Genomic DNA, 17,035 nt, shown 5'->3' on the forward strand with positions numbered 1-17,035 from the left:
CTGCCGTTAACGACTGCTGCCGCGATTGAGCAGCGCGTACAGCAGGATGGCGCCGAATGTGGCGGTACCGATGCCGCCCAGCGCGAACTGGCCGAACTTGAGCGTGAAGTCGCCCGTGCCCAGGATGAGGGTAATGGCCGCCACGATCAGGTTCTTGTTCTGCGAGAAGTCCACCTTGTTGTCCACCCAGATCTTGGCGCCGGCCACTGCGATCAGGCCGAACACCACGATGGAGACACCGCCCATCACCGGCAGCGGAATGGTCTGGATCAGCGCGCCGAACTTGGGGCTGAAACCCAGCACCAGCGCGAACACGCCCGCCAGCAGGAACACGGCGGTCGAGTAGATCTTGGTCGCGGCCATCACGCCGATGTTCTCGGCATAGGTCGTCACGCCCGTGCCGCCCACGCCGCCGCTGACCATGGTGGCCACGCCGTCGCCGATGAACGCGCGGCCCATGTAGCGGTCCAGGTCGCGCCCGGTCATGGCCGTGACGGCCTTGATGTGGCCCAGGTTCTCGGCCACCAGGATGATGGCCACCGGGGCGATCAGCAGCATCGCGTTGCCGTCGAACACGGGCGCGGCGAAGTTGGGCATGCCCACCCACGCCGCGTTCGCCAGGATGGACAGGTCGATGGGCTTGCCCAGGCCCAGGCCGTTGGTCAGCACCGCATAGATGATGCTCGCCACGATCAGCCCCACCAGGATCAGCAGGCGCTGCACCATGCCGCGCGTGAGCACCGCCACCAGGCCCACGCTCACGAAGGTCACCACCTGCATCCAGCTGTCGAAGTTGCTGGCCGCCATGTTCTTGATCGGGATGCCGGCCAGGTTCAGGCCGATCACCGCCACCACCGAGCCCGTGACCACCGGCGGCATGAAGCGCTCGATCCAGCCTGTGCCAATGGCCTGCACCAGCGCGCCGATCAGCGTGTAGAGCAGGCCGCAGGCGATGATGCCGCCCAGCGCCACGGCGATGTTGGCGTTGGGCCCCTTGCCCGCGTAGCCTGTGGCCGCGATCACCACGCCGATGAACGCGAAGCTCGAGCCCAGGTAGCTGGGCACCCGTCCGCCCGTCACGATAAAGAAGATCAGCGTGCCCACGCCGCTCATCAGGATGGCCACGTTGGGGTCAAATCCCATGAGGATGGGCGCCAGCACCGTCGCGCCGAACATGGCGATCACGTGCTGCAAACCCATCACCGCGGTCTGGGGCCAGGGCAGCCGCTCGTCGGGCGCTATCACCCCGCCTTGCTGCAGCACGGCAGCGCTTTTTTCTTGCCAGTTCATGAATCCCATGGATGTTCCTTGTACTTTGTAGTTCGAGGCGCGAATGCTAGTGGATGAATCCACCCGCGGTCCATGGAATGCAGGGAAGACCCGGGCCTGGGGCCGGGGGGCGACAGGGCGCACTGCGGGTGCAGCACAGCGGCACAGCGGCACAGCGTTAGGATGCGGCCATCGGCGGGCGAGGGGGCCCGCCGTCATCACCCACAACGACAACCATGATGCCATCCGCACCGTCCTGCCCATCATGCCGCCAGCCCATGCAGGCCCACCTGTTCACCAGCAACACCGGGCACGAACTGGAGCTGGATATCTGCTACGGCTGCCAGGGCATCTGGCTCGACCGGTACGAGAACCTCAAGCTATCGCCCCAGGCCGTGGTGGACCTGTTCCGGCTGCTGCACGAACACCGCACCGATGAACACCGCCCGCTGGAGTCGCGCATGTCCTGCCCCCGCTGCAGCTGCTCGCTGGACAAGGGCTTCGACGTGGTGCGCAGCGGCCGCTACATGACCTACCGCTGCGCGCGCCAGCACGGCAGGTTCAGCACGTTCTCGTCGTTCATGGTCGAGAAAGGCTTCGTGCGCCACCTGACGCGCCCCGAGATCGACGACCTGGCCAAGCGCGTAGGCGCCATCTACTGCACCAGCTGCGGCGCGCCGGTGGACATCCGCAAGGACCACGCGTGTCCTTACTGCCGCGCAGCGTTCTCGCTCATCGACCCTGATGCCGTGGTGCGGGCCATGGAAGGCTACGCCCGGGCCAGCGCCCGCCCGGCCCACGCCGCACCCGGCACGCACGCCGCCGCGGTGGACATCGGTGACGCCCTGGTGGCGCTGGAGCGCGACCGCAGCCGGGCCGAGCGGGAGCGGCAAAAAAGCGCGTTCAGCGGCAGGCGCGATAACGACGACGACTCCTTCACCGGTGACCTGCTGGCCGCGGGAATCTCGCTGGTGTGGGACGTCTTGATCAAAAGGGTGTGAACCAACGCGCGCTCTTTTCCAAGTTTTCTTATACCCCTGCGCTGCGGCTCGGAATGGCCGCGTGGCCCCGGGGTTGGCGCCACAATGGGCAAGGCACTGGCCCTTGCGCCCCGGCCGTCCAGGCGGCTCAGCGTCCGCGGTGGCCCGCCACAGCGCGCGGACCGCAGCCCGGGCCGTTGCGGGGCCCACCCGCTTGCTTTCGCCGATGCATCCCGCCCACCGTGGCGCCCCTGCGACCCCAGGAGGAGACGATCTTGCCGCTGCAGCCATCATCCCCCACCCGACGCCGTACCAAAGCATCCGCGCCCCGCACCGTGGCGCCCCGCCGCGCAGTGCCTGGCGCTGCTGCATCCCGCAGCGCGGCCGCCGCCGCCACACCGGGGCACGCAGCGCTGCCCGCCGTGCCCAGCACTTTGCTCATCCCGCTGGCGGCACGGGCGCGGGGCGACCATTATTTTCCGTGGCTGGCGTGCGGCGATGCGGTGGCTGCCGAGCTGCTGGAGCGCCTGGGCGCCGACGTGGAGGCCTACCTCAACGACCTGCCCACGGTGCTCAACGTGCTGTGGCGCACGCGGTTCATTCGCGACACGGCGCAGGGATTCTTCCTGATGCACCCCGGGGCCCAGGGCGTGAACCTGGGCTGCGGCTTGTCGCACCATTTTCAGTGGCTGGACACCGGTGCCAACCACTGGCTGGACGCCGACCTGCCCGAGGTGATGGCGCTGCGCCGCCCCTTGCTGCCTGCGCAGTGCCCGCGCGCCCGCCTGGCCGAGGTGGACATCACCGAGCCCGGCTGGTGGGGCCGCCTGGGCCTGCCGACGCGTGATGCCGCCGCCGGCGAGCCGCCGCCGCAGCCCGTGCTGGTGCTGTGCGAAGGCGTGCTGATGTACCTGGAGCCCGCGCAGGTCGAGGCCGTGCTGACCGAGTTCGCGCAGTGCGCGCCCGCGGGCTCGCGCCTGGTGCTGGATGTGCTGACCCACCGCGCAGTGGGCACGGCGGCCCGCCATGCGAGCGTGGGGCCCACCGGGGCCGAGTTCCGCTGGGGCGTGGCGCGCCTGTCCGACCTGGCCGCCGTGCACCCGCGCCTGGAGCTGCTGCACGAGCACAGCGTGGCGGAATGCTATGGCTGGGCGGGCCTGGCGCTGGAGACGCTGTGGTGGCCCTGGCTGGGCGCGCCGCTGTACGGCATGGTGACGCTGGGGGTGCACGACTCCCCCTGAGTCGCCTTCGGCGCCTTCTCCCGCAGGGGGACGCCACCCGTGGCCTGGCGGAGCCAGTTCCACGGTGGCACTGGCTTTGGGGTGCGCCAGTTGCAACGGCAGCGTGCTATTGAAAATATAGCTGGTGGCACTTGTCGGATTTGGGTTGCAGTGCAAATGCGGCTGCAGGCTAATCCAGGCGGGCGCTGGCGGCTATGTTTTTTGAAGTGGTGCAGGGTTGCGGCCCGCTGCCAGTGCCTGTATCCATCCGGGCGGCTTGCCGGTCAGCTGGCCCACGATGGCGGCTTGCAGGGGAGGCAGGCGGCGTGCGCCTTGCAGCACCAGTTGGCGCAGCAGGCGGGGCAGGGGGCGTGCGTCGGTGTACAGCCGCACGATGGCGTTGGTGCCTTCGTAGATCGGCCATGCATGGTGGTGGTGGGCGCGCGCGTAGGCGGCCAGCACGCGGCTGTCGCCGATGTCGCGGCCCCGGCGGCGCGCGGTCTGCAGGGCGGTGGTCAGGCGCTCCACGCCGGCCAGGCCCAGGTTGTAGCCGTGGGCCGTCACCGGGTGCATGCCCACGGCGGCGTCGCCCAGCAGGGCGCAGCGGTGGGCGGCAAAGCGGTCTGCGTACACGGCCACCAGCGGGTAGGCGTGGCGTTCGCCGTCGAGCTGCATGGGCCCCAGGCGGCCGCGGAACTGCGCCTGCACCTGGGCGGCAAATTCGCAGGCGGGCAAGGCCATCAGAGCGGCTGCATCTGCAGCGCCCGCGGTAACGACGACCGAGCAGAGATGTCGGCTGCCGGCGGAGTCGGTTGCATCCAACGTATCCACCGCATCCGGCAGAGGCAGTATGGCCAGCGTGCGCTCGTAGCCAAAACACTCGTGCGCCACGCCACCGTGGGGCAGGGCATGGTGCATGCGGCAGACGATGACGGTGCGGCCGAAGTCCGTCATGCGCGCGCCGATGCCCAGCTGTCGACGCGTGGCCGAGAAGCGGCTGTCGGCCGCCACCAGCAGCGGTGCCTGCAGCCGCTCGGTCGGCGGTGTCGCGCTGTAGATGCCGGGGCGCGCCGCGGGGTCGGACGGCAGGCGGTATTCCAGCTCGGCATGCGTGGCCAGGGTGGCGACGCGTGTCACCTGCGCGCCGGTCACGATGCGCACTCCAGGCGTTTGCGCAGCCACTGCATGGGCCGTGCGGCGCAGCGCGTGGTTGGGCACGATGAAGCCCAGGGCATCATGGCCCGCGCGCCGGGCATCGAGCTGCAGCGCGCTGTGTTGGCCGAGCGGCCCGTCGTGCACCTGCGCCGTGCGGATGGCACCGGTCTCGTGCGACGCGAGCAGCGCCCAGGTGCCCAGCCGCTGCAGCGTGGCGCGGCTGGGGTGGGTCAGCGCGATCTCGCGGCCGTCGGGCGCGGGGTCCGCCAACGCAGCTTGCGGTTGCTGCTCGACCACGGTGGCGGTGAACCCCGCCTGGGCGAGCGAGATGGCCAGCGACAGGCCCGCAGGCCCCGCGCCGACGATGAGGACGTCGCTGTGAGAAAGGGAGGTGGCGGTGGATGTCATGGCCGAGGAGCGGGTGCACCGCCCGGTACGCAAGCCCCTGCAATCGGAGGGGACCGCCTGCCATTGTGGATGCGCCCGTGGCGGCCGGGTTTGCCCTGCATCAAGCCTGACGAGGTGCTGGCGGCTGGCCGCACATTGGCAACGCACGGGCCATGCGGTGGCGATGGGGATCTGTGGAGGCTGTGGGCAGCATGACGAAGCCACCCAGATGGCCCGTCAAAGTAATTGCTATCAAATAAATAGCTGCTGACGCCCGCCCATCCAGCGGTAGGCCGTCAAAAAACTAAAAAAGTGCCTGATAGAAGCCGTGCTCAGGCGCGTGCCGACTTGCGGGCAGAGGCTTTGGCGGGCTTCTTCTTGCGGGCACCGCCTGCGGGCTTGCCGCGCAGGTGCAGCGCCCAGGTGACCAGCAGCCACAGGTACGCGGCCAGCACACTGTAGGCGGCCACGGCGGCCAGCGACAAGGGCTGCGCTGAGATGGAGCGTGGGTTGGCCATCGTCTCCAGCAACTGGCGGGTGCCCATGCCCAGCACGGCATCGCGGCTGCCCGAGCGGGCCATGCGCGCGGCCATGAAGATGAAGAACTCCATCAGCAATGCACCGATCAGGAAGCACGCCAGCAGCGCCATCAGGTGCGCCAACGCACGCCTGTCTCCCTTGGCCAGAAAGTAGATGGCAGACACCAGCACCAGCGCGGGCAGCAGGTAGGCCAGTGCAGGCCAGGCGGACGTGAGAAAGTGCATGGGAGAAGCGTGGCGGACGGCCGTGGGTTGTCGTGCAGCGCGCGGGGCTGCGGACCGTGAATCATAGAGGAGGGCCCGGCCGGGGCGGCACCGCACGGCAGAGCCCGCCCACGCCGTGGCTACGGCTGTGACGGGACCCCGAAAGCTTCGCCCTGCGGGAGCCCCCGGAAGGCGTTCGGCGTGCAGCCGAGCAGCGCGCGGAACGAAGCGATGTACGCGGCGGGGCTCTCGAACTGCATAGCGTGCGCGATGGCCTTGACCGGCCGGCCCGAGGCCAGCAGGTCCAGCGAGGCAATGATGCGTGCACGCTGGCGCCAGACGCGAAAGCTCACACCTGTCTCTGCCGTGAACCGCCGGGTGAACGTGCGGTCCGACACGGCAGCTTCGGCCGCGAGATCGTGCAGCGGAAGCTGCCACCGGTGGGACTGCAGCAACAGCGCAAGCGCGCGCCGCAGCCCTTCGCTGGCGGGCATCGGCAGGTGGGTGGGCAGGCAAGGGGTGTGCTGCAGCGTGTGCAGCAGCAAAGACACCATCAGCTGCCGCGTGGGGTGGTCGAAGCCGCTGTTGAAGAGCCCCAGCACCAGTTGCTGAATCAGCGGCGACGCGACCACCGCGTGCACCTCGTCCCGGCGCTCAAACGATGCGCACTGCGCCACCAGCGCTGGCTGGCAGTACACGGTGCGCAGGTCGGTGGCAGACAGGACTTCAATCGCATGGGCATGGTGCGCAGGCACCCACAGCGCCCGCTGCGGCGGCACGGTCCAGCGCGCCTGCGGGGTTTCCACCAGCATCACACCCCGCGTAGCAAACACCAGCTGGCCGCTGCGGTGCTGGTGCACGGGCAACCGGGTGCCCGCCGCATGCGTTTTGGCCAGCGTGGCCCACAGCCCGGCGTCTTGGCGTTCTGGCGATGTTTGTTGGCGTTCTGGTGCTGACATGCACTTCTATTATGAAACCGCCTTCTCGCAATACCTCCGTACCTCCGCGCACCTCGCCAACACACTCACGCAGCCTATGCACACCACCACCTTCCTTGTCCATGCAGGCCGCGAGACGGCCCGCGCCGCCCAAGCCATCAACCCGCCGCTGGTGCGGGCCTCGACCGTCGTGTTCGACACCCTGGCCGACTACAAACATGCGCACCACCAGACGGTGTTCGATTCGCCGCGCTACGGCCGCTCGGGCACCGCGACCACGTTCGAGCTGCAGCGCTGCATGGCCGCGTTGGCGGGTGCTGAAACCTGCCTGGCCACTGCCAGCGGGTTGGCGGCCATCGTGGCCGTGCTGAGCGCCCACGCCGGGCCGGGTCGCCACCTGCTGCTGAACCAGGGTGTGTACGGCCCCACGCGCATCTTCTGCGACCAGGAACTGGTGCCGCAGGGCACCGCGGTGGAGTACTTTCCGGAAGGGGCCGACATCACGCCCTACCTGCGGGACAACACGAGCCTGGTCTACATCGAGACCCCCGCGTCGCTGACCATGGAGATGCTGGACGCGCGTGCCGTGTGCGCAGCGGCGCGCCAGCGGCACATTCCGGTGGCGGTGGACGCCACCTGGGGCACGCCGGTTTTCCTGGATGCCCACGCCCTGGGCGTGCACATCGCCATCCATTCGGCCACCAAATACATCAACGGGCACTCCGACCTCATGCTGGGGCTCATCACGGGGTCGCACGCAGACCTGGCCAGCACGCGGCGCTTTTGCGATCGCAGCGGCGCGCATGCGGCGCCCGATGTGTGCTGGCTTGCGCTGCGCGGCCTGCGCACGCTGGCAGTGCGGCTCGAACGACACCAGCGGACCGCCCTGGCGATGTCCCAGTGGCTGCAACAGCAGCCGCAGGTGCGGCGCGTGCTGTTCCCCGCGCTCCCCTCCGACCCGGGCCACGCGCTCTGGCGCGCGCAGTTTTCAGGCGCTGCCGGGCCCTTCACCTTCGAGCTGGCGCCGTGCAGCGAGGTCGCATTCGGCGCGTTCATCGATGCGCTGGAACTCTTCAGCCTGGGCACGAGTTGGTGCGGTTACGAAAGCCTGGTGCTGCCCGCCGTGCCCTACCACCTGCGCACCCTCGCCACGCTGCCCGACGCGGGCCGCCTGGTGCGCCTGCATGTGGGGCTGGAAGACGCCGCGGATCTGCGCGCGGACCTCGCACAAGCGCTCAGCGTTCTGGGTTGACCGCAGCCGATGGGGCCACGAAGTCCACCACGGCCTGCAGCACCTCGGCGTGTTGCAGGATCTTGCGGTGCCCCAGCCCTTCGGTGGGCATCAGCGTGGCGCCCGCAATGCAGTCGCGGTAAGCCTCGCCGTCGGCAAAGCGGTTGATGCGGTCGCCCCGGTCGTGCACCACCAGCGTGGGCAGGGCGATGCGCGGGCCCACGGCGGGGGGCTCGAACTGGCCCATCAGAATGCCTTCGCGCGCCTCGATGCGCCGCTGCATCGCGGCGCGGGTGCGCTCCGACAGGCCGAACACCTGCGCGAACAGGCGCGTGTATTCATGCGGCGATGCGGGCGGCGCCAGCAGCACCAGCCGACCCGTGGCTAGGCCGCGGCTGGCCGCATGGGCGGCTGCGTTGGCCGCCAGCGAATGCGCCACCACCGCGGTGGGCGCCGAGTCCTGCGCGTGCAGGCGGGCCGTGGCGTATTCGATGGCCCGGGCGAACTGCGCCAGGTTGCTCACGCGGCCCCGGCTGCCGCCGTGCGCGGGCAAGTCCACCAGCACCGGGCGCAGGCCCCGCGCGGTCAGTGCGTCGGCCAGCGGCAGCATCTGGCGCGCATGGCCGCCCCAGCCGTGCAGCAGCAGCACAGCGGGGCCGTGGGGCTGCGCCTGGGGCGTGTAGAGCGTGATCTCGGCATCTTCAAACGGCCAGCGCTCGGTGCGCCACGCACCGGTGGGCAGGGCGTTGGTGCCGGGCCTGCGCAGGGGCAAGGGGGTTCCGAACAGGCGGTAGGCCGCGCGCACGGCCAGGGCGGGCCACAGGCGCTCGGCAGCGCCCAGGGCGGTGCGCAGCAGCCGCATGCCGGCATGTCCGCCGTAGAAGTGGGTGGTGGCCTGCAGGGCGTTGGAATGGCTCATGGCGGTGCTCCGGAAAATCAACAACACAGGGGGGATGAGGTGGTTGGCGCGGCGCGGCCTGGGGCCGGGCGCGGGCGTTGAGGGCGGGCCACACAACGGGGCAAAGCGGTTCTGGCCATGCGCTGCGTTGCAGGCAGTGGGGTGGTATGACCAGCGCGCGGCAACGGCGCCAGAAGCGTGTGGGAGCCGCGCTCAGTAAAAAATCCAGTCGCGGTTGCTGCGCGGCAGCCGGGCGAGTGTGTCGCGCAGCGCCTGCACGGCGCGCGCAGCGGCGATGGCAACCGCCAGTATCAGAAAGATCAACATGGCATTTCCTTTCTTCGCACGGTTGTGCGAAATTGGGGCAAAACAAAGCAAGAGATTCCATGGCGCAGCAGTTTTCAGGCAGCCGTCGGCTGGTAGCTCTTGAGGAGGCGCGCCCACGACGCCTCCACGCGTTGCACGGCCTGCGGATCACGCAGAAAGCGCACATCGTGCAAAAGACCCATGATCATCGAGTAGATCTCACCCACCAGCTGGTCCGCGGGCGTGTCGGCCGGCAGGTGTCCGGCCTCGATGGACTGCAGCACCGTGCGCCGCAGGGCAGCGCGCCAGCGCGTGATCTCGCCATGCAGCTGATCGCGCAGCTCGCCGTCGCAGTCGTCCAGCTCGAAGGCACCGGCGGTGTAGATGCAGCCGGTGAAGGCTTCGACATCGCGTGTGCGGGCGATCCAGCGGCGCACGATCTCGTTCAGGCGCGGCAGGCCCTTGGGGTGCTGCATGGACGGCACGAACACATCGGCCAGAAAGCGGCGGCCGAACTCTTCGATCACCGCCTTCTGCAAGGCCTCACGCGAGCCGGCGCGCGAGAACACGCCGCTCTTGGACAAGCCCACGCGGTCGGCCACGGCCTGCAGCGTGATCGATTCCAGCCCCTCGGCCGCAGCCAGATCCAGCGCAGCGCCGACGATGGCGGCACGGGTGAGCTCTGCTTTTTGGGTCTTGGCGTCCATGGATCAGAATTTAGCACACTTGTGCTAAAGATGGGATGACAGTCTGCGTGGCTGCAAAAGCCAGCCATTGCTCTCGCCAGTGCTTGCTGGGAGTCCTTGGAATTGTTAGTGCATGTAAGTCGTCTGCCAATGGCGGGCGGCTCTTGCAACCGAGCTCCAGATCACAGTCGCTGAACTGCCTCGGCGGTTGAAACGCGCCACATGATTGCTTTGCACAGGATCACCGTGATGTCGTTGGCGCTTTGGTCTGCCTCCTGGTGCAGGCCTCGATGCCCGCGGCGACGATACGAACGGTTGCAATCGCGGCCTTCAGCCAAAAAATCGCCGGTAGCTGCATGAAACAATCGCCCGCCATTTGAAACAAGCCGCTGCAGCGGTTGCAAATGCGTCACCAGGCCTGTGCGCCTGCGCCGCCAGAGCGGCGCGTTGCTCCATCGCAAATTCATCCAAAGAGGGAAACCATTCTGTGAAACGACTGACTTACATCGCCATGGCGTGCGCGCTGTGCCTGACCGGCTGTGCAACCACCGACGGTGGCTCCGCCAGCGGACTGTCGTCCGTTTCTTCGGCGCTGGGCTCGACCAATTCCGGCGGTTCCGGCGCCAGCAAGTCAGAGAACAAGGTAGGGGCTGTGCTGGACGTGTTCAAAGCCGCCACTGTGTCGGACGACGAACTCAAGTCCGTGGCGCTGCAATACCGCGCCTATGGCGACCGCACGGAAAAACTCGCACCCCCCGGCAACAAGCATGCAAAGCGCCTGGCCCGCCTGACAGCCAAGCATGTCAATGAAGACGGCATGAAGCTCAACTTCAAGGTGTACCTGAGCAACGAGGTGAACGCCAACGCCACGGCCGACGGCTCAATCCGGGTGTACGCGGGCCTGATGGACATGATGAACGACCAGGAGCTGCTGGGTGTCATCGGTCATGAGATCGGCCACGTCAAGCACGCGCACACCATGAGCGCCATGCGCACCGCCTACATGGCATCGGCCGGCCGCAAGGCCATGGCCGCTTCGGGCGGCGCAGGGGCCAAGCTGGCTGACTCGGACCTGGGCGAGCTGGGCGAGAAGATGCTCAACAGCCAGTTCTCGCAAAGCCAGGAAACCGAGTCGGACGACTACGGCCTGGCCTTCATGCAAAAGCACAAATACAACGTCAAGGCGATGGAAGGCGCTTTCCGCAAGATCGCTTCTTTGAGCGGCAAACAAGGCGGCATGGACCAGATGCTGTCGTCGCACCCCGACCCAGGCGCCCGCGCCGACCGCATGCGTGACAAGGCAGCCGGCAAGAAGTGATGCTATTGAAAGCATAGCTGCTGGCGCTCCGCAGACAAGCGGCAGGGCCAGAAATCATCAAAAAATGGGCGTCGCATTGCGAGGCCCATTTTTTTGATGGGCAGCGTTCTGGGAGCCCATGGCCGTGGTGGATGTCCAACAGGTGACTGTCCGCGGTGGCGCCTGCACGGATGCGCTGCTACCTTGCAGGCGATGGAGACAACAACACCCCCCGTCGGCCCAGGTACCTCGGCCGAGGGCGCACGACCGCCCTACATCCCCCAGATCCGCCTGTACCAGAACTGGCTGCGCGACGAGCGCGGCATCGCGTTCGACAGCTACGACGCGCTGTGGCGCTGGTCCACCACGGAGCTCGACGCCTTTTGGCAAAGCGTGTGGGACTACTTTGATCTGCAGTCGCCCACGCCGCACACCGCCGTGCTGGCACACAACACCATGCCGGGCGCGCAGTGGTTCCCGGGCGCGCAGGTCAACTACGCGCGGCAGGCGCTGCGGCATGTAGATGCCGCGCACGCTGCCGGACTGCCGGCCATCATCAGCCGCAACGAAAAAGGCCACCACCGCGAAATGAGCTGGCCCGAGCTGCGCCGCCAGGTCGCATCCCTGGCGCTGCATCTCAAGGCCCAGGGCATTGAACCCGGCGACCGCGTGGCCGCCTACCTGCCCAACGTGCCCGAGGCGATGGTCGCCTTTCTGGCCACGGTGAGCATCGGCGGCGTGTGGAGCATCTGCGCGCCCGACATGGGCACGCATGCGGTGCTCGACCGGTTCCGGCAGATCGAGCCCAAGGTGCTGATCGGCGTGGACGGCGTGAGCTACGGCGGCCGCGACCACGACCGCACGGCTGTGCTGGCAGAGCTGCGCGCCACGCTGCCCAGCGTGCAGCACGGCATCATGCTGGGCAACCTGGATACATCGGTGTCCATGGCTGGCTGGGAAAGCTGGACGAGCGCTACCGCCCGCAACGATGCTGACACCACTGCCTTCGAGCCCCTGTGGCTGCCCTTCGACCACCCGCTGTGGATCGTCTACTCCAGCGGCACCACCGGCCTGCCCAAACCCATCGTGCACGGCCACGGCGGCACGGTGCTGGTGGCGCTGCAACTCAAGGTGCTGCACAACGACATCGGCTGCAGCTACGAGCCCAACAGCTTCGGCGAGCGCTACCACTGGTACAGCTCCACCGGCTGGGTGATGTGGAATGCGCAGCTCTCGGGGCTGCTGTCGGGCACCACCTGCGTGATCTACGACGGCAACCCGGGCGGCAGCAAGGAGCACCCGGACTGGGGTGTGCTGTGGCGCTTTGCGGCCGATACCGGCGTGACCTTTTTCGGCGCGGGTGCCGCGTTCTTTGCCAATTGCATGAAGGCAGGCATCACGCTTGCGGACTATGGCGACCTGACCCGCATCCGCGCTTTGGGCACCACGGGCTCGCCGTTGTCGCCCGAGGTGCAGGAGTGGGGGACTGCGCAGTTCGAGGCGCTGGGCACATCCGGCATCTGGTGGAACAACATCTCTGGCGGTACCGATTTTTGCGGCGCCTTCATCGGCGGCCACCGCGAACTGCCCCAGGTGCCCGGCGAGATGCAGTGCCGCATGCTGGGCGCGGCGGTGGAGTCCTGGAACGCCGAGGGCCTGCCGGTCATGGACGAGGTGGGCGAGTTGGTGTGCGCGCAGCCGATCCCGTCGATGCCGCTGTACCTGTGGGGCGACGTGAGCACCGCCGGGCCGCCCCAAGGTACGAAGGCCCCCCTGGGGGGCAGCGACCCACACGCAGTGGGGAAGCGTGGGGGCGATCCGTTCGGGTCGAGGTATCTGTCGAGCTACTTCGACATGTACCCCGCAGGCCACGGCCGCAAGCCAGGTGGTGGCGACGGCCCCGCCAGCATGGGCGCGGTGTGGCGCCATGGCGACTGGCTCAAGATCGGCGCCCACGGCGGCTGCGTCATCTACGGCCGCAGCGACGCCACCATCAACCGCCACGGCCTGCGCATGGGCACGAGTGAGATCTACAGCGCAGTCGAGTCCTTGCCCGAGGTGCTCGACAGCCTGGTGGTGGACCTGGAGTACCTGGGCCGCGAGAGCTACATGCCGCTGTTCGTGGTGCTGCGCGCTGGCAGCGTGCTGGACGATGCCCTGCGCAGCCGCATCAACGGTGCGGTGCGCACGGCGCTATCTCCCCGTTTTGTGCCAGACGACATCTTTGTGGTGGCCGAGGTGCCGCGCACCCTGAGCGGCAAGAAGCAGGAGTTGCCGATCAAGAAGCTGCTGCTGGGGCAGCCGATAGAGAAGGTGGTCAACAAGGATGCGATGGCGAACCCGGGGTGTCTGGAATGGTATGTGGCGTTTGCGGCGGAGCGGGCTGCGAAGCTACAAAATGCATAGCTGCTAGGGCAGATGGAGTAAGCGGTAGCGGCCGTTTGGACTTGGTTTTACGCGAGTGCGCGAAGACCTTGTCGACCCCAGATCTACCAAGCATTAGCGGCGCCCGGTTTTAGCTCCCTCTCCCCTCGTGGGAGAGGGTTGGGGAGAGGGGGCTTGTGCGAGGCGCCGTGCCTTATCACCCCTCTCCCCCGCCCTCTCCCGCAAGGGGAGAGGGAGTTTCGGGGCGTTATCGGCGATGTGGTCAGGGCGACAGGCCCCCAGTCATCCACGCCTCAATCCAGCTTCGCCCCAGACGCCTTGATCAACCGCTCCCACACTGGCCGCTCCTTCGCAATCGCGGCGGAAAACAACGCGGGCGAGCTGCTCTGCACGTCGAACCCCATCGCCGCGATGCGCTGGGCCACATCGGGCAGCTGCGTGGCCTTGCGCACTTCGTCGGCGATCCGCTCCAGGATGGCCGGGGGCGTGCCTGCAGGGGCGCCAAAGGCCAGCCAGCCCGCCACGCGGTAGGCCTCGTCGTTCAGGCCCTGCTCGGCCAGCGTGGGCACGTTGGGCAGGGTGCCCATGCGGCGCTCGCCGCTCACGCCGATGGCCTTGAGCTTGCCGGCCTCCAGGTGGGGCTTGACCTGCAGCGCGCTGGCGAATGCGATCTGGATCTGCCCGCCCAGCAGGTCCTGCACCATGGGCGCCTCGCCGCGGTAGGCCACGTGGCTCATGTCGGCGTTCTGCGACTGGCTCATGTACGCGCCGGCCAGGTGCGGGTAGGCGCCCGTGCCGTACGAGCCGTAGGCGACCTTGCCCTTGTTCGCCACCACGTACTTGAGCAGCTCGGGGCCCGTGGCCACGGGCACGCTGGGGTGGGCCACCAGCACCAGCGGCGCGATCGCGATCTGGTAGATGGGCGCGATGTCCCGCTCGGGGCTGTAGGGGAGCTTGGTGTACAGGAACTGGTTGGTGAGCATCGAATTGCTCAGGCCCAGCAGCAGCGTGTAGCCGTCGGGCGGGGCCTTGGCCACCGCGTCGGTGCCGATGATGCCGGCCGCGCCGGGCTTGTTGTCGATGACCATGGGCTGGCCCAGGCCCACGGCCATCTTCTCGGCCAGCACGCGCGCCAGCACGTCGGTGGCGCCGCCTGCGGCGAAGGGTACGACCACCTTGATGGGCTTGCTAGGGTACGGCGCGGCCTGCGCGAACGCAGCCGTGCCGCTGCCGGCGGACAGCGCCAGCGCCGCGGCGCCGAGCCAGGCGCGGCGGTTCATCGCGTTGATGTTCTTCGTTGTCATCGTCGTCTTCGGGGCCGGTGTGGTCATGCGGTGTCTCCTGGAATGGTTATGGACGGAAAAGCAGCAAAGCAGAACGCAGCGAAAACAGCAAGATCAAAAAGGAAGCAACGGGTGGGCGCAACCCGGCTGGTCAGCCGGCCGGATCAGGCCTTGGCCTGCACCACCTGCACCGTGGTGCGCACCGGCAGCGGCGCCAGCATCGCGTCCAGGCGCGCCTGCAGGGCCTCGGCCGCGTCGGGCGTGCCGTCGGTGGCGATCACCACGCGCACGGCGTTGTCCCCGTCGGGCAGCACATCGCGCGCGCCGTCGGCACCCAGCTCCGCGCAGGCTGCATCCACCAGCGCGGCCACCGTGTGGCAGGCCGCTCGCAGGCGCAGCTCGGGCTTGAAGATCTTGCCCACATTGGTCACCGGCATGCTGCCCAGCACCTGCACCCAGCGCGGGCGGGCCACGGCTTCGTCCACGCGCCCGGCGGTGAAGGCGAGCAGCTCGGCCGCGGTGGCCTCGGCGCCCGGCACCAGCGTGGCGTAGACCACGGGCAGCTCGCCCGCATAGGCATCGGGCGCGCCCACGGCGGCGCACAGCTGCACGGCGGGGTGGGCGCCCAGCGCATCTTCGATCACCTTGGGGTCGATGTTGTGGCCGCTGCGGATGATGAGGTCCTTGGAGCGGCCGCTCAGGTGCAGCCGCCCCTCGCCATCCACAAAGCCCAGGTCGCCCGTGGCCAGCCAGCCGTCGTGCGTGAAGGCGCGGGCCGTGTCGGCCGCGTCCAGAAAGCCCGAGAACAGGTTGGGCGACTTGAAGAGCACCATGCCCGCCTCGCCGGGCGGCATGTCCTGGTCCGACGCATTGCCGTGCGCATCCAGCGCCACGATGCGCAGCTGCGTGTACGGCAGCCGCCAGCCCACGCAGCCTGCGGGGGCCTCTACGCCCGGCGGCGTGATGGTGGAGATGCCGGCCATCTCCGTCATGCCCAGGCTCTCGTGCACATGCAGGCCGAACAGCCGCTCGAAGCGCGCCGCCAGTTCGGGCGCCAGGATGGCCGCGCCGGTGCGGCAGTAGCGCAGCGAGCGGATGTCGGCGCCATCCAGCGGCACGTTGGCCAGCGCGGCCAGCACCGTGGGCACGGCCGAGAGGTAGGTGCAGCGGTAGCGCTCGGCCAGGCGCCAGTAGTTGGCGATGACCTCGCGGTTGCGGAACAGGCCGGTGGTGGGGATGATGGTCTCCACCCCCGCAGACAGCGCGGCCAGCGAGCCCGGCAGCACACCCGCCACGTGGAACAGCGGGTAGCCGTTGATGCCCACGTCGCCCGGCGTGATGCCCTGCATCTGCACGCTGCCCCAGGCGGTGAACACCTGCGCGCCGTGGCTGTGGCGCGCGAGCTTGGGCGCACCCGTGGTGCCGCCGGTGTGAAAGTACGCGGCGATGTCGGTGGCCGCGATGCGCCGGCGGCTCACCAGGTGGTCTGCGGGTTGCGCGGTGCGTGCCGCGAAGTCCATCACGCCATCGGGCAGCGCGGGAGTCGCGCCCTTTACGTCGCCCTGCGCCTCGTCATGCGGCGCCACGCGCAGCACGGTGGTCAGCGTCGGCACCTGGCCGCGCAGGCGCAAGGCCTTGGCCCACAGGCCTGCGTCGCCGTCGGTGCGCTCGTCGCCCCAGGCGATCAGTACCTTGGCGCGTGCCAGGGTCATCATGGCCGCGATCTTCTCGTCGGTGAGCATGGGGTTGAGCGGCTGCACGATGCCCGCCGCCTCGCCGCCCCACAGGGCCAGGTGGTATTCCAGGCAGCCGGGCAGCAGCACGGCCACAGCGTCCTCGGGACCCACACCCAGCGTGTGCAGCAGGTTGGCCGTCTGGTGGATGCCGGCCAGCAGCTGGTTGAACGACCAGCGCATCGGTGTGTCGTCCGGGTTGGCAGTGGGCAGGAAGGTCAGCGCGGTCTTGTCGCCGAACGCGTGGGCTGCGTTGCAGAAGATCTCGTAGGTGCTTTGCACCGGCAGCGCCTGGGCCAGGGGCCGGGCCTCCAGGCGCTCGACGTCGGCCAGGCTGCGGATGCTCGCCACCCGGGAGAAGGGCGGGTTCAGGGGCGGTGCGGAGGTGGTGGTCATGGGGTCGGCAGTGGACGGATCAGGCATTGTTGGGCCGGCGGGCCGTCCTGACAATCTCGGGGCGTCCCCAGGGGGACCCCCACCGCGCCATGCGCCCGCGGCGGGCGTCGCCGCTCTGCCGGGCGGGC

At 68.6% G+C, this 17,035-nt stretch carries 14 protein-coding genes; 5 read left to right on the forward strand and 9 right to left on the reverse strand.

The features are described 5' to 3' along the window. Nucleotides 1-6: 6 nt before the first annotated feature. Nucleotides 7-1,299, reverse strand: a complete 1,293-nt coding sequence (locus ACSQ3N_RS00800; protein WP_056163040.1) for a solute carrier family 23 protein — start codon at nt 1,297-1,299, stop codon at nt 7-9. A gap of 209 nt (nt 1,300-1,508) precedes the next feature. On the opposite strand from ACSQ3N_RS00800, the gene ACSQ3N_RS00805 reads away from it, so the two are divergent. Further along, the gene (locus ACSQ3N_RS00805; RefSeq protein ID WP_056163394.1) at nt 1,509-2,270 is read left to right on the forward strand and encodes a zf-TFIIB domain-containing protein; all 762 of its coding nucleotides are present in this window, start codon (nt 1,509-1,511) and stop codon (nt 2,268-2,270) included. A 254-nt stretch (nt 2,271-2,524) separates the two neighbouring features. Continuing rightward, nucleotides 2,525-3,490, forward strand: a complete 966-nt coding sequence (locus tag ACSQ3N_RS00810; RefSeq protein ID WP_235507248.1) for a class I SAM-dependent methyltransferase — start codon at nt 2,525-2,527, stop codon at nt 3,488-3,490. A 192-nt stretch (nt 3,491-3,682) separates the two neighbouring features. Here the strand turns inward: ACSQ3N_RS00810 and ubiM are convergent, their stop codons facing one another. The 3 genes from ubiM to ACSQ3N_RS00825 form a co-directional block, all read right to left on the reverse strand. After that, entirely contained in the window at nt 3,683-5,032 is a 1,350-nt protein-coding gene (ubiM, locus tag ACSQ3N_RS00815; RefSeq protein ID WP_056163046.1) for a 5-demethoxyubiquinol-8 5-hydroxylase UbiM, read from the reverse strand. A gap of 311 nt (nt 5,033-5,343) precedes the next feature. Continuing rightward, nucleotides 5,344-5,775 carry a hypothetical protein gene (locus ACSQ3N_RS00820; protein ID WP_056163049.1) on the reverse strand — a complete coding sequence of 144 codons (432 nt, stop codon included), beginning with the start codon at nt 5,773-5,775 and terminating at the stop codon, nt 5,344-5,346. 119 nt (nt 5,776-5,894) lie between these two features. After that, the gene (locus ACSQ3N_RS00825; protein ID WP_056163052.1) at nt 5,895-6,713 is read right to left on the reverse strand and encodes an AraC family transcriptional regulator; all 819 of its coding nucleotides are present in this window, start codon (nt 6,711-6,713) and stop codon (nt 5,895-5,897) included. A gap of 76 nt (nt 6,714-6,789) precedes the next feature. Between ACSQ3N_RS00825 and ACSQ3N_RS00830 the strand changes: the two genes are divergently transcribed. Continuing rightward, nucleotides 6,790-7,944, forward strand: a complete 1,155-nt coding sequence (locus ACSQ3N_RS00830) for a trans-sulfuration enzyme family protein (protein WP_436145349.1) — start codon at nt 6,790-6,792, stop codon at nt 7,942-7,944. Here ACSQ3N_RS00830 and ACSQ3N_RS00835 read toward each other — a convergent pair. From ACSQ3N_RS00835 to ACSQ3N_RS00845, 3 genes are all read right to left on the reverse strand, one after another. After that, nucleotides 7,928-8,842, reverse strand: a complete 915-nt coding sequence (locus tag ACSQ3N_RS00835; protein WP_056163056.1) for an alpha/beta fold hydrolase — start codon at nt 8,840-8,842, stop codon at nt 7,928-7,930. The two genes, ACSQ3N_RS00830 and ACSQ3N_RS00835, sit on opposite strands and share 17 nt — an antisense overlap. A 380-nt stretch (nt 8,843-9,222) precedes the next feature. Continuing rightward, entirely contained in the window at nt 9,223-9,834 is a 612-nt protein-coding gene (locus ACSQ3N_RS00840) for a TetR/AcrR family transcriptional regulator (RefSeq protein WP_056163059.1), read from the reverse strand. Nucleotides 9,835-9,995: 161 nt separating this feature from the next. Then, on the reverse strand, nt 9,996-10,226 hold the full coding sequence (locus ACSQ3N_RS00845; protein ID WP_156371933.1) for a hypothetical protein: 231 nt from the start codon (nt 10,224-10,226) through the stop codon (nt 9,996-9,998). A 74-nt stretch (nt 10,227-10,300) separates the two neighbouring features. Between ACSQ3N_RS00845 and ACSQ3N_RS00850 the strand changes: the two genes are divergently transcribed. Continuing rightward, nucleotides 10,301-11,131, forward strand: a complete 831-nt coding sequence (locus ACSQ3N_RS00850) for a M48 family metallopeptidase (RefSeq protein WP_235507249.1) — start codon at nt 10,301-10,303, stop codon at nt 11,129-11,131. A gap of 192 nt (nt 11,132-11,323) precedes the next feature. After that, nucleotides 11,324-13,516: an acetoacetate--CoA ligase gene (locus ACSQ3N_RS00855; protein ID WP_056163063.1), complete on the forward strand. Its 2,193-nt coding sequence runs from the start codon at nt 11,324-11,326 to the stop codon at nt 13,514-13,516. 272 nt (nt 13,517-13,788) lie between these two features. On the opposite strand, the gene ACSQ3N_RS00860 is transcribed toward ACSQ3N_RS00855, so the two are convergent. Continuing rightward, nucleotides 13,789-14,826 (reverse strand): Bug family tripartite tricarboxylate transporter substrate binding protein, encoded by a 1,038-nt coding sequence (locus tag ACSQ3N_RS00860; protein WP_235507250.1) that lies wholly within the window; start codon nt 14,824-14,826, stop codon nt 13,789-13,791. Between the two features lie 116 nt (nt 14,827-14,942). Then, nucleotides 14,943-16,907 carry an acyl-CoA synthetase gene (locus ACSQ3N_RS00865; RefSeq protein ID WP_436145350.1) on the reverse strand — a complete coding sequence of 655 codons (1,965 nt, stop codon included), beginning with the start codon at nt 16,905-16,907 and terminating at the stop codon, nt 14,943-14,945. Between the last annotated feature and the right edge of the window lie 128 nt (nt 16,908-17,035).

The sequence above is a fragment of the Acidovorax sp. LjRoot194 genome (genome assembly GCF_964253015.1).
GTDB lineage: Bacteria > Pseudomonadota > Gammaproteobacteria > Burkholderiales > Burkholderiaceae_C > Acidovorax.

Bases quoted from the DNA above. Each gene is read 5' to 3' on its own strand.
- ACSQ3N_RS00800 (WP_056163040.1), bottom strand. From the start codon at position 1,299: ATGGGATTCATGAACTGGCAAGAAAAAAGCGCTGCCGTGCTGCAGCAA.
- ACSQ3N_RS00805 (WP_056163394.1), top strand. From the start codon at position 1,509: ATGCCATCCGCACCGTCCTGCCCATCATGCCGCCAGCCCATGCAGGCC.
- ubiM (WP_056163046.1), bottom strand. From the start codon at position 5,032: ATGACATCCACCGCCACCTCCCTTTCTCACAGCGACGTCCTCATCGTC.
- ACSQ3N_RS00820 (WP_056163049.1), bottom strand. From the start codon at position 5,775: ATGCACTTTCTCACGTCCGCCTGGCCTGCACTGGCCTACCTGCTGCCC.
- ACSQ3N_RS00825 (WP_056163052.1), bottom strand. From the start codon at position 6,713: ATGTCAGCACCAGAACGCCAACAAACATCGCCAGAACGCCAAGACGCC.
- ACSQ3N_RS00830 (WP_436145349.1), top strand. From the start codon at position 6,790: ATGCACACCACCACCTTCCTTGTCCATGCAGGCCGCGAGACGGCCCGC.
- ACSQ3N_RS00835 (WP_056163056.1), bottom strand. From the start codon at position 8,842: ATGAGCCATTCCAACGCCCTGCAGGCCACCACCCACTTCTACGGCGGA.
- ACSQ3N_RS00840 (WP_056163059.1), bottom strand. From the start codon at position 9,834: ATGGACGCCAAGACCCAAAAAGCAGAGCTCACCCGTGCCGCCATCGTC.
- ACSQ3N_RS00855 (WP_056163063.1), top strand. From the start codon at position 11,324: ATGGAGACAACAACACCCCCCGTCGGCCCAGGTACCTCGGCCGAGGGC.
- ACSQ3N_RS00860 (WP_235507250.1), bottom strand. From the start codon at position 14,826: ATGACCACACCGGCCCCGAAGACGACGATGACAACGAAGAACATCAAC.
- ACSQ3N_RS00865 (WP_436145350.1), bottom strand. From the start codon at position 16,907: ATGACCACCACCTCCGCACCGCCCCTGAACCCGCCCTTCTCCCGGGTG.